Annotated in this window: 8 protein-coding genes and 1 pseudogene; 4 read left to right on the forward strand and 5 right to left on the reverse strand. The window is 67.3% G+C overall.

Going from position 1 to position 12,118, the window contains the following annotated elements; all coding sequences use genetic code 11:
* Positions 1-19 precede the first annotated feature (19 nt).
* Both NVU01S_RS03860 and NVU01S_RS03865 read right to left on the reverse strand, forming a co-directional pair.
* A complete protein-coding gene (locus NVU01S_RS03860; protein WP_043664933.1) occupies positions 20-1,348 on the reverse strand; it encodes a MupA/Atu3671 family FMN-dependent luciferase-like monooxygenase in 1,329 nt (442 codons plus the stop codon).
* Positions 1,345-3,039 carry a fatty acyl-AMP ligase gene (locus NVU01S_RS03865; RefSeq protein ID WP_043664937.1) on the reverse strand — a complete coding sequence of 565 codons (1,695 nt, stop codon included), beginning with the start codon at positions 3,037-3,039 and terminating at the stop codon, positions 1,345-1,347. Before NVU01S_RS03865 ends, NVU01S_RS03860 begins: the two co-directional genes overlap by 4 nt.
* A gap of 692 nt (positions 3,040-3,731) precedes the next feature.
* Here NVU01S_RS03865 and NVU01S_RS44745 point away from each other — a divergent pair.
* From NVU01S_RS44745 to NVU01S_RS03875, 3 genes and pseudogenes are all read left to right on the forward strand, one after another.
* A pseudogene (locus tag NVU01S_RS44745) lies at positions 3,732-4,733 on the forward strand (class I tRNA ligase family protein); the annotation flags it as partial.
* Positions 4,734-4,836: 103 nt separating this feature from the next.
* Positions 4,837-5,730 (forward strand): class I tRNA ligase family protein, encoded by an 894-nt coding sequence (locus NVU01S_RS44750; protein WP_244467116.1) that lies wholly within the window; start codon positions 4,837-4,839, stop codon positions 5,728-5,730.
* A gap of 176 nt (positions 5,731-5,906) precedes the next feature.
* A complete protein-coding gene (locus tag NVU01S_RS03875) occupies positions 5,907-8,609 on the forward strand; it encodes an ATP-binding protein (RefSeq protein WP_043664939.1) in 2,703 nt (900 codons plus the stop codon).
* A gap of 18 nt (positions 8,610-8,627) precedes the next feature.
* On the opposite strand, the gene NVU01S_RS03880 is transcribed toward NVU01S_RS03875, so the two are convergent.
* The gene (locus tag NVU01S_RS03880; RefSeq protein ID WP_043664940.1) at positions 8,628-9,584 is read right to left on the reverse strand and encodes a GlxA family transcriptional regulator; all 957 of its coding nucleotides are present in this window, start codon (positions 9,582-9,584) and stop codon (positions 8,628-8,630) included.
* Positions 9,585-9,677: 93 nt separating this feature from the next.
* On the opposite strand from NVU01S_RS03880, the gene NVU01S_RS03885 reads away from it, so the two are divergent.
* Positions 9,678-10,289, forward strand: a complete 612-nt coding sequence (locus tag NVU01S_RS03885) for an HD domain-containing protein (RefSeq protein WP_043664943.1) — start codon at positions 9,678-9,680, stop codon at positions 10,287-10,289.
* On the opposite strand, the gene NVU01S_RS03890 is transcribed toward NVU01S_RS03885, so the two are convergent.
* Positions 10,276-10,989, reverse strand: a complete 714-nt coding sequence (locus NVU01S_RS03890; RefSeq protein ID WP_244467117.1) for a class I SAM-dependent methyltransferase — start codon at positions 10,987-10,989, stop codon at positions 10,276-10,278. The two genes, NVU01S_RS03885 and NVU01S_RS03890, sit on opposite strands and share 14 nt — an antisense overlap.
* Positions 10,990-11,226: 237 nt before the next feature.
* On the reverse strand, positions 11,227-12,096 hold the full coding sequence (locus NVU01S_RS03895) for an SGNH/GDSL hydrolase family protein (protein ID WP_043665159.1): 870 nt from the start codon (positions 12,094-12,096) through the stop codon (positions 11,227-11,229).
* Positions 12,097-12,118: the final 22 nt, after the last annotated feature.

Raw genomic sequence — 12,118 nt, forward strand, 5'->3', positions numbered from 1 at the left:
CCTCCTGAAGATCCGAAGCTCACAGAGAACGTGCGCGGTGTGCGAGGGTGGCCAGCGACTCGAGCCCCGTGCGCACGGTCGGCTCGGCGACACCGAAGTCGATGAGGCAGGCGATCTCGTCGGCGCCCGCCTGATGCAGGCTCGTCACCATCGGCAGCGCCGAATCGGGCGTGCCGAACAGCCCGCTGGTGCGGTAGTACCGCTCGAAGGCGAAGTCCAGCACCTTGTTTCGCGTCCGGTCGTCCAACTCGTCGAGGGCTTGCGCGCCGCGCCGCCACAGGTCGACGGAGTCGGCGAGGTAGCTCTTGAACGGACCCTGCACCGTCCGCCGCACGGCGGTCTCGTCGGCACCGACGAAGGTGTGCACCATGACGGTGACCCGGCCGCCGTCGGCGTCGTGGCCGTGCCGGGCGCGCGCCTTGCGATAGGCGGTGATCTTGTCCGCCAGTTCGTCCACATCCTGAAAGAGCAAGGCGGTCAGCACATTCGCGCCGAGCTCGCCCGCCATCTCGAAGCGCTGCACGCCCCCGCTACAGGTCACCCAGGTGGCCAGGTCCGGCTGTATCGGGGTGGGAAAGATGCGCACCGAACGTGCTTCACCCGTGCCGTTCGGCAGCGAGATCGGTTCGCCGCGCCACAGCTGCCGGACGGTCTGCATGCCCTCGCGCATCACCTCGACCCGGCTGCGGTAGCGGTCGGGCGCCAGCACGAAGTCGTCGGGATTCCACCCCGTGGCGAACGCGACGTCGACCCGGCCGTCGGACAGATTGTCGACTACCGACCAGTCCTCGGCGACCCGCACCGGATCGTGCAGCGGCAGCACCACGCTGCCCGCCCTGATCCGCACCCGCTCGGTGACCGGCGCCAGTGCCGCCGCCAGCACGGCGGGGTTCGGGTAGAGGCCGCCGAACTTGTGAAAGTGCCGTTCCGGCAACCAGATCGAGGAGAAGCCGTGTGCGTCGGCGAAACGCGCGCTGTCGAACAGCAGCTGGTAGCGCTGCGAACTACGCTGCTGCGCGTCGCTGGCGAAGAAGAACAGGCCGAATTCGACGGCCGCACCGGCCCGGCTGTCCGGTGCACACGAGGCCACGGTTCCGGCGACGGCACCGGCATGGTTGACCACCTCGTCGACCAGATCGGCGACGCACATGTCGCCGTAGATGTCTTCGGCGGACACCTCGATGCCGAATCGGTCCTCGAGAATCGTCAACAGCTCGGCCGCCTTGACCGAGTCGAGGCCCAGCGCGGTGAGCGGCGTCCGCGGATCTATCTGCTCGAGTCCCAGGCGCTGCTGTGCCCAGCCGAGGAAGAACGTCGTGGTGTCGGCGCGGCCCTGCGGCTCGCTCATATGGCCCTCGATCCGATCTCGTTGGCGTACAGGTGGCGTAGCTGCGAGCGCCGGATCTTCCCGCTGGTCGTTTTCAGCACCTTGCCCTTGTCGACGAATATCACTCGGTACAGCGCCACGGCGTGATCCCGGCTGACCGCGGATCTGATCGATTGTTCGAGCGCGGCGACATTGTCGTCCGCGATTTCCTCGTCGAGCTCCTGCACGACGATCAAACGCTCTTCACCGTTCACCTCGGTCGACAACGCGGCGCAGCCCCCGCGCCGCAATCGCGGATGGGTGGACTCGATACTCCACTCGATGTCCTGCGGGAACAGATTCCGCCCGTTGATGATCATCACTTCTTTGAGCCGGCCGCAGACAAAGAGATGCCCGTCGGCCAGAAAACCGAGATCGCCGGTGCGCAGATATGCGGTTCCGGGCTCGCCCGCGATTTCCGCCGCAAAGGCACGCGCACTCTCCTCGGATTTGTTCCAGTAGCCGGTGGTGACGCTTTCCCCGGCCAGCCAGATTTCGCCGACCCGCCCGGGATCCGAGCGCCGCGATGTCACCGGATCGAGCACCGCCGCCGTCGCGGCCCCGACCGGGCCCAGATCGACCAATTCGCGCCCGTTCGGCGTCGCGACGACGAAACCCTTTTCCAGTTCGTCGTTCGCGAACGAACGCGTGCGCAGACCCGAGCCGGCCGGCCCACCACTCACATACAACGTCGCCTCGGCCAGTCCATAACCGGGGAAGAAACTCTCCGGACGAAAACCGCTCACGGCGAATTTGTCGGCGAATCGGCGCAGAATGATCGGATTGACCGGCTCCGCGCCGACGAACGCGACGTCCCACCGCGACAGATCCAGTTCTTCGGCCTCGGCCGCCGACACCCGCTCGGCGCAGATGCCGAATGCCAGATTCGGCCCGCCCGCAGTGGTATTCGCCTGCTCGGCCACCGCGCGCAGCCAGGTCAGCGGCTTACGCAGGAAGGTCAGCGGCGCCATGAGCGTCGCCTGGTATCCGGCGAAGAGCGGCGAAAGAATGCCCAGCACCAGGCCCATATCGTGCGACGGCGGCAGCCAGTGGACCGCCGAACTGCGCTCGGTGTGCCCGAAGGCGCGCCGCTGGCATTCCAGGTTGTGCATCAGATTGCGATGGCGCACCACCACCCCCTTCGGGCTGCCGGTCGAGCCGGAGGTGTATTGCAGATGTGCCACCTCGTCTTCGGTGGGTGGCGGCGTGTCGAGCAGCTCCCGGGCGCCGCCGCCGATCGCCGTGCTGTCGAGGATCCGCTCGTCGGGCCAGCCCAGCAGCTCACGGGCCACCGCCGCGGCCGGTTGTGGCGCGATGACGGCCGCCGCGCCACTGTCGCGGGCGATCGCCGCCACGGTCTCGGAATGTCGTTGCCCGGTCGGCACGTACAGCGGTACGGCGACGCGGCGGATCAGCAGACAGGCGAAGTAGGCGTGCACCATGTCCAGACCCGGCGGGCAGAGCAACAGGACACGGTCGCCCGGCGCACTGATTTCTTGCAACCGCGTCGCCAAGCCGACGACCCGATCCAAGAGCCGCCCGTAATCCTCGGTTTCGCGGTGCCCGTCTGCGTCGAGAAACGTGTAGCCGACTCGGTGGGGATCTTCGACACCACGACGCACCAAGATGTCCGCCAGCGTCGACGGACGTTCCGATATTTGTTCGTAACTCATCGAGCATCGACCTCCCGAGTCAGCTACAGCCACACTGGACGAACGATATTCAGGCCTGCCGAAGCCACCCCCGGCATCAAGTATCGAACCGAGCCGATCGGCCTCCGAATGCCGCCGATACCGACAGCGAAAGTTACTACACCACCGCTCGTTACACGCGCCCCGCGCACTCGACTCCGGTCCGTGGAAAGCTCCGGGAACTTTTCGTCAGTGGGACGGTAGGACCTATCGAACTGACGCGTATCACTGTTCTCCTTCCAGGGCGAGGCGCAACGGCAGCGGTCGAGTGTTCCTCCTAGTTCGTTACGGCCCCTGTCGCGGATGGGTAGGAGGTTCCGGGCGATTACGCCGAGCCACAGCAGGTCTCGATGCACAGGCCCGGCGAAAACATCGCGCCGGTCGGCACGTGTCGCGATTGTTGTTATCCAATCGTGTCGCCCGAAACGTCGGTGACGGTCCCGCACCGGTGCCGATATCGGCGTGGTGACCGGCGGGGGAAAGCATTCGCACCACCGCGGCGGTGCGCGTTACGATGCGCGCATGACGTTCCTGGGGACAGCGCTTACCGGGCCGTGCTGACCCGGTTCTGAGCGGGCACAGTCAGCACGGCGGACCCTCCTGTGGGAGGCGGTGCTCGCGTTCGACCGGCGACGGCTCGCGGGTCGATCCAGACCTTCCGCCGTGAGGTGACCATGAACGACCACAGCGCCCCTGACAGCTACGATCCGGCCGCGATCATCGACAAGTGGACGCGGATATGGCGGCAGCGCCACGTCTTCGACGCCGACGGGCGGACCAGTGGTGACGATCATTCGCGCTCCTACGTGGTGAGCATGTACTCCTACCCGTCGGGCGACCTGCACATGGGCCACGCCGAGGTGTACTCGATCGGTGACGCCATCGCCCGCTATCGACGCCTGCGGGGCGACAACGTGCTGCATCCGGTGGGCTGGGATTCGTTCGGGCTGCCCGCGGAGAACGCCGCCGTGAAACGGGGCCGGGATCCGCGCCGCTGGACCTACGACAATATCGACGTCCAAGCCGAATCCTTTGCCCAACTGGGTATCTCGTTCGACTGGCGGACTCGCCTGCACACCTCGGATGCGGACTACTACCGGTGGAACCAGTGGCTGTTCCTGCGCCTGTTCGAGCGCGGCCTGGCCTATCGGAAGGCCGCCCCGGTGAACTGGTGCCCGAACGACCGGACCGTACTGGCCAACGAGCAGGTGGTGCGCGGACGGTGTGAACGCTGCGGCACGACGGTGACGGTGCGCGAGCTGACCCAGTGGTTCTTCCGCGTCACCGCCTACGCCGAACGCCTGCTCGACGACATGGCCGAACTGCACGGTAAGTGGCCCGCCGAGGTACTGACCATGCAGCGCAACTGGATCGGTCGCTCGACGGGAACACAGACCGAAGGCCGGACGGTACCGGGGCCGACCGAGCAGGATGCCGGTGGGGCCGCGGTGACCTACCGGCTGCGGGACTGGCTGATATCGCGGCAACGCTACTGGGGCACGCCGATTCCGATCATCCACTGCACCGACTGCGGCGCGGTGCCGGTACCCGCGGACGAGCTGCCGGTTCGATTGCCGGACAACGGTTATCAGCTGCGCCCCGCCGATGGCGTGCCACCGCTGGCCACCGCCCGCGAATGGCTGACCGTGCGCTGCCCGGCGTGCGGCGGCCCGGCCGAACGCGACACCGACACGATGGACACCTTCGTCGACTCGTCGTGGTATTTTCCTGCGCTATCCGAATCCCCGATACACCGCAGGCCCGTTCGACCCCGACGGGGTGCGGCGCTGGCTGCCGGTGGACGAGTACATCGGCGGCCGCGAACATGCCACCGCCCACCTGATCTACGCGCGGTTCATCACCAAGGTGCTGTACGACATGGGACTGGTGCCCTTCGTCGAGCCGTTCACCCGGCTGACGAATCAGGGCCAGGTGCTCATGGCGGGAAAGGCGATGAGCAAGACCTTGGGCAACCTGGTGAATCTGCAGGACCAGATCGCCGCGCACGGGCCGGATGCGGTGCGGGTGACCATGCTGTTCGCGGGGCCGCCCGAGGACGATATCGATTGGGCCGATGTCGCGCCCGCGGCGGCGGCGAAGTGGCTGGCCCGGGTCTGGCGCCTCAGCGGCGATATCGCTGGCCTGCACGAAACATACTCTGCGGCAGGCGATCCCGACCTGCGCCGACGAGTACACCGGCTGATCGACGCGACCACCACCGCGATGGACGGCCGACGATTCAACGTGGCCATCGCCAGGATGATGACGTTGACCGCCACGCTGCGCAAGGCGATCGACGGCGGGCCCGGCGCGGCCGACCCGGTGGTCCGCGAAGGCGCCGAAGCCCTGGCCCGGATGCTGTCGTGCGTCGCGCCGTACACCGCAGAGGAGGCCTGGGAGCGGCTGGGCCGGCCGGCCTCGGTGACGGAATACGGTTGGCCGCGCTGTGATCCCGCCTTGATCGCCGACGACAAGGTGACCTGTGTGGTGCAGGTGGCCGGTAAGGTACGCGACCGGTTCGAGGTACCGGTCGACATCACTGCCGCCGCCCTGCGCACACTGGCGCTCGCTTCGGCAAAGGCCACCGCAGCCTTGCGCGGCGCGGACATCACCGACATGATCGTGCGCGCCCCGAATCTGGTCAACATCGTCCCGGCGAATTTGGGTTCGTAATCGGACGCGCCGGAGTTCTCGGCATTAGTATCGGAACGGTGGGGAGAAGGCTGGCGCTGATTATCGGCTCCGAATGCGCCGCGCTCCCCCACCTCGGTTTTCCTTCCCGTCTCGCCCCGGAAGTCGCTGCCGCACTTACCGATTACGGTCAGTGGCAACCAGCGATACCCAGCGGTATGACAATGGTGAATCCGACCGTCCGGAATTTACACGCCGCATTGCGAGCGGCATTCGAGTCCGCGGCGCAGCACCGGGCCACGTTGCTGCTGTGGCTGATCGGGCACGGCCTCAGCACCAATGGCGACTATTACTTTCTCGCCCACGACTCACTCGAATCCGACGCCGACGGCAAGCCCATTCTGGACTCGCAGTACGCCGTGCACCTAGCGCAGACCCTCAAGGAACGGATCAGCGGCTCGTCCAGGCTGGACGGCCTGGTGGTCGTGGTGGACACCTGCGAGGCCGCGGCGGTGGCGGACGCGGGGGCACGCAGTTGGCCGAGCCTCGTCCGGCAGGCATCCGGCCGCGTGGATCTCCTGGTCGCCAGCGACGACGGCAACGCCTACAACGGATGTTTCACCGAGACCGTGCTCGCCACCTTTCGCACCGGCGTACCCACCAGCGGCGAGAACTTACTGTCCGCGGACCTCCTGACGCCCGCCGCACAGGCCTGCGCACACCAGCAGCCGCAGCACTTCTCGTTCGCCGCGGGATCGCCGGCGGCCGTCGCCGATCACGGATTGTGGCTGGTGCCCAACGTGACTCGGGCCCGCGACGCGGTGCGCGACCGCCCGGACGCGGGCACTGTCGACGAACTCGTCCGTGGCCTGCAGATCACCAAGACACTACGGGGTCAGGTGAACACCGTGGCCGAGCACGGCCACGAGCGGTTGCGGATGCTGGTCGGACCTGGCGGTAGCGGCAAGTCCACCGCCGTCGCCCTGCTGGTGCGCCCCGACCTGCTCGGCCTCGAAACCGCGATCAGCGCAGCACATATCGGCGCCGCCGTCTTCTTGACCGGCACCAGCACACTGCGTGCGACGACCGACGAACTGGCCGTCCAGCTCGAGCGCCGGGTGGCGCTGCTCGTCGCCGCGGGAGAACTCGAACCAGCCCCCGCCCCCGTCGCCGGCGAATACCGCAAGGTGGCAGCGCGATTGGCGCACGCACTGCGGACACTGGGCGATACCGGCCGCACCACCACACTGCTCATCGACGGCCTCGATCTGCCGACCGAGCACGGGCACCGCGACGAACTGTGGACCGCGATCGAAACACTCACCAGCCATGCCGATTTCGCGCACGTCCGGGTGATCGGCACCACCCGCGGCGACACCGACGCCCCGGTGCCACCGGCCCTTCGCATGTGGCGTTTCGAACTACCGATGCCGGGTGCGAGCGATATCGGCGCCTTCCTCTTGCGGCACGCACGGGACGAGCAGGGCGACCCGTGGCCGAGGTCCCGGGTCACGCGCGCGCTCACCGCCGTCGATCCCGGTATCGTGACCGACGCGCCGTGGCCGGACCGCCCGTGGCGCGCGGTGGGCGGCTGGTTGCACGCCCGCTTGATCCTGCAGGTGGACCGGTATCTGGTGGACGCCGACTTCACCGCGGGCCTCCCGATCGGCGTCCTCGTCCGGCATCGACTCGGGCATCTGCAGTGGTCGCTGACCGGACCGCACGCGGAGGCGGTCGGGCTGCTGATCACCGTCGTGATCGCCGCGGAAACCGGACCGGTACTGCCGATCGATATAGTCCGGCGGGCGTTGCACGATCTCGGCGCTCGCGCCATCGAGGAATCGCAGGTACGCGACCTGGCGGTCGGCCTCGGCGCGTTGATCGCCCGGCGTCGCCCCGGCACCACCGGCGAACACCTCGGTGTGGCCCACACTGCGTTGAAAGACCCACTGCGCAAAGCGAATCCGCGGAAGGATGTGTCGAGCGTCCGCGCGCACCGGGCCATCATCGCCGCGCTCGTGCAGAGCGGCACCGCCGAAGCAGCGGCCTATCGGGAAGTCGCCGCCGTCCGGCACTACCTCGGTGCGGGCGATCCGGTCGGCGCCTTCGGCGCGCTGTACGCGCTGCCCTCCGCGTCGCGGGCCGAGCGGATCGAGTTGTGGGAGGCCTGGCTGCCCAACTTCACCGCGCGCCTCGGCGCCGACCATCCCGAGACCCGGCGGGTACGTGACACCATCGAGAAGTGGCGGACCCCGCCCGACCGGCCCTCGGGTCGCGGCCGCCATCGTGTCCCCCGGACCTTGATCGGCGCGGTGATCGTCGCCATCGTGCTCGGCCTGTGGGGCACCTGCACGCGGATCATGCCCCCGCCCACCGAGATCGCCGCCACCGACAAAGTAGTACCCAGCACCCCGACACCGGAAGCCCCGGTAGCGGAGCCCGAACAATCACCGGAGGCCGTACCGACCCGCACCGGACAACCGCGGTCGGCGGCTCCGAGCACGCCGCCGCCCACCACGACCCCTACCGCCGAACTTCCCGAATCGACCACCGTCACAACGAAAGTCGTCCCGATCCCGATTGTCCCGCCCACGACGACGTCGAAGCCGCCGTGCACTCCGTACAACACGACCGTCTTCTACGACATCACCCAGGTCGGGAAAGCGGTCAAGAAGTACATCCCCTTCGCGTACATGGAGTGCGACAACCTGGCGGTGGTGCAGCTCGACGACGGGATGGACGGTGCAGCCTTCACCATCCTCGACGGCCAATGCCCACCGCCGCAGGGGAAAACGGACTGCTATCTGCGGGTCGTGTTCCACCCGCCCGATGTCGGACAGTTCGACGCCACGATAAAGATCAACCAGAAGAACGGGACCCCACGCCTGAAGATCACATTGCACGGCACCGGGAAGGCGTGAGGCGACCGCACCCCGCACCTATCGCGCTTCGGCGCGGGTGGTGGCGAAGCGGCGTTTGAACTCGGTGGGGGTGATGCCGAGGTGGCGGGCGAAGACGCGGCGCAGGGTTTCGTCGCTGCCGAGGCCGCTGCGCCGGGCGGCGGCGGTGATGGTGTGGCCTTCCAGGAGCAGCTGCTGGGCACGGTCGAGGCGGGTCCGTTCGATCCAGCGGGCCGGGGTGGTGCCGAGTTCCGCGTGGAAGAGGCGGGTGAGCTGACGGGTGCTCAGCGCGGTCGCCGCGGCGAGGGTGTCGAGGGAATGGGTTGCGGCGGGGTCGGCCAGGACGGCATCCAGCGCGGCGCGCAGGGTTGCGGTGCGAGGTCGCGGGGAATCCAAGGCCGCGGAGAATTGGGATTGCCCGCCCGGCCTTTGCATGAACACGACCAGCTCCCGCGCGATCGCACGCGCGACGTCGGGGCCGTGATCGTGTTCTACCAGCGCGAGCGCCATATCGATGCCGGCGCTGACGCCCGCCGAGGTGAGGTAGCGGCCGTCCCTGATGTGCAGCGCGTCCGGTACGACCTCGATCCGCGGGTAGCGGCGCGCGAGGATGGGCGCTTGCCGCCAGTGCGTGGTGGCCCGGCGGTCGTCGAGAAAACCGAGTTCGGCCAGGACGAAGGCGCCGGTGCACACCGCGGCGACTCGGCTCGCCAGGTCGGCGAGAAGGCTTGTGGTGCCCAATATTTCATCGTCGATGGGCGCGTAGGCGAGCGAGCCGCTGCCGGGCACGATGAGGGTATCGATCGCGTCCACGTCGGCGACCGCGGTGGTGGCCAGAGTTATGTTCGCGGCGGTCGTGATCAGTCCGCCGCGCGCGGAGATCAGTACCGATTCGTACAGGTGGTCCACGCCCGCGGTGTGCAGGACCTCGACCGGCCCGGTGACGTCGAGGAGGGTGACCTGGTCGAAGACGAGGACGCCGACCCGATGCGTCATGTCCGAATCTGTGGTTCAGGTGTCCCGGATGACATGGCGGCAGTGTAGCGCGCCGCGGCATCGTGAGATGACGACGATACGAGGAGGAAAGCAATGAGCGCGATCGAGTTGCCCGACGTCGACACGGTGACGGCGCGGGCCGCGCGCGAGGTGGCACGGCAGTACTGCTCGCCCTCGTTGTTCCATCACTCTGCGCGAGCGTTCCTCTGGGCGGCGTTGCTCGCGCAAGCGGAATCGATCACGGTCGACACAGAACTGCTCTATGTGGCGTCGATGTTCCACGACATCGGGCTGGTCGATGAATTCGACAGCTACGCGGTCGATTTCGAAGATGCGGGCGGACATGTCGCCGCCGTGTTCGCCGCCGGCGCGGGCTGGTCCGAGCGGCGCAGGCGACGACTGCACGAGATCATCGTCCGGCACATGTGGGACCACGTCGAGGTCGATCAGGATCCCGAAGGGCACCTGCTCGCCCGCTCGACCGGGCTCGATATCTCCGGGCGGGACGCCGAACTGATCCCGCTACCGGTGCGCGAGCAGGTCTTGACGCTCTGGCCACGACTGGAGCTGACCGACGAGTTCACCGATTGCTTCGACCGGCAGGCCGCGCGCAAGCCCCGCAGCACCGCCGCCGCGGCGATGCGAAACGGGTTGGCACGCAAGCTGCGTGACAACCCGCTTCAGCGCTGGACTACACCCGCTTGACCTCCAGCAGCCAGACCGGCAGCAACATCCCGTCCTCGCCCTCGAACTCCGGGAAGAGTTCTTCACCGAGCAGATCCCAGAAGGCTTGCGGCGGCTTGAGTGCGGAGATCTTGTCCCGCCGCAGTTCGAGGATCTCCCACGCCGGGGCGCAGAAAACCGCCCGATATTCTTCCTCGCCGAGCGTGTACGGAGCGTAGGTGTCACTGCCCGGAGACTTGGCGAAGCAGAATTGGATCAACCGGCCACCCGGGCGCAGCACGCGCACCAGTGCGTCCCAGTGCGCTTTGCGCTGCTGTTCGTCGAGACAGTGCACGAGCGCGCTGCTCACGACCGTGTCGAACGATCCCTCGTAACCGCTGAGCACAGTCACGTCCGCGACGTCGAACGTGGCCGTCACGTTGCGCTCGGCCGCGAGGTCGCGGGCCTTGCCGATCACCGTCGGCGAGATATCCACGCCCGTCACGCGATAGCCCAGTTCGGCCAGATAGACCGCGGTATCACCACGGCCGCACCCGACGTCGAGCACGTCACCCTGCACGTGCCCGGCACGCTCGAGCTCGACCAGAATCGGTTGCGGCTTGTCGATCTCCCACGGCAGCTTCTCCATGACCACACCCGGGCCGAGAACCCCGGTGGCGTAAGCCTCCTCGAAATCGACCTTTGTCGGATCCATAGCCAGTTTTGCGTTACCTTCGGTCACGACGACCACCCCTTCACCTAGTTACGAATTCAACACTCGAACCATATCCAGAACGGAGCGGTGGCGAATGCAGCCGCGACGGACTCTGTCACCTCTCGCGAATTCCGTACGCTAATTCGTCACTGGCCGAAACCCTATGCACACCAACACATCTGCGGTGACCTGCATTTTCGCTCAGGGGCCTTGACAAAGCACAATTCGGCTGCACCCATTTTCGGCGGCTATTTCGAGCCCGGGCTAACCGCGCAGGGTGGCGAGCACCTGGCGCGCTTGGTTTTGCGCGCCGAGTGCGTTCGGATGCACCGGCGCCGCCAGGTCGGTGGGGACGGGACCTTCGAGCCATTTCGTGCCCGGCGCTTGGCACATGTCATGGCCGATACTGCTGGTGTAGGTGTCCACGTACGTCGCGCTGTGTTTCGCCGCCTGCTCCGCGAGTACCCGGTTGAGCAGCTTGGCGCCGTCTCGCAAGAACGGCACGTCACCATCGGAGATCGGCACGATCGGCCAGCAGCCCGGGCCGGTCTCGGGCAACAGCGCCGGATAGCCGACCAGCAGCACCTTCGCCTTCGGCGACCGGGCGCGGATACCGTCCAGCACCGCAGCGACTTCGGGACCGATGGCGCGGATCTGCTCGGCCATCCGATTCGTGCCGTCCTGGGTGTAGTAGTCCTTGCACGGCGAACCGTGCGGTACCGACGCGCCGCGCACCGCGCACCGGAACATGATTTCGAAGCCGGGCACATCGTTACCGCCCAGGCCGAGCGTCACCAACGTCGTGTCCGGCCGCAACGCGGCGAACTGCGGTGGATTCCCCGCCGGGAGCTGCGTGCCGGTCATGTCGCCGGTGGTCGCCCCGGCACAGCTGACATCGGTGAACGACTTCGGTTTCACCGCTGCCGCAACGAGATTCGGGTAGTTCCGGCTGGACCTGACGCAGCGCACGTCGGCCACCGGCAAGAACGATCCCGAGGTATAGGAATCACCGAGCGAAACGTAAGACGAGTAAGCGGGCGCAGCCGCGTCCGGGGCAGCCGAAACCGCCGGAGCGGCAACGGTACCCGCGACGAGGGCGAGCAGAAGAGACAGGAATGCTGGTTGCTTGAACATCGAATTCTCCCGTGCAATCCAG

It is taken from the genome of Nocardia vulneris, from assembly GCF_001613425.1.
GTDB classification, from domain to species: Bacteria; Actinomycetota; Actinomycetes; order Mycobacteriales; family Mycobacteriaceae; genus Nocardia; species Nocardia vulneris.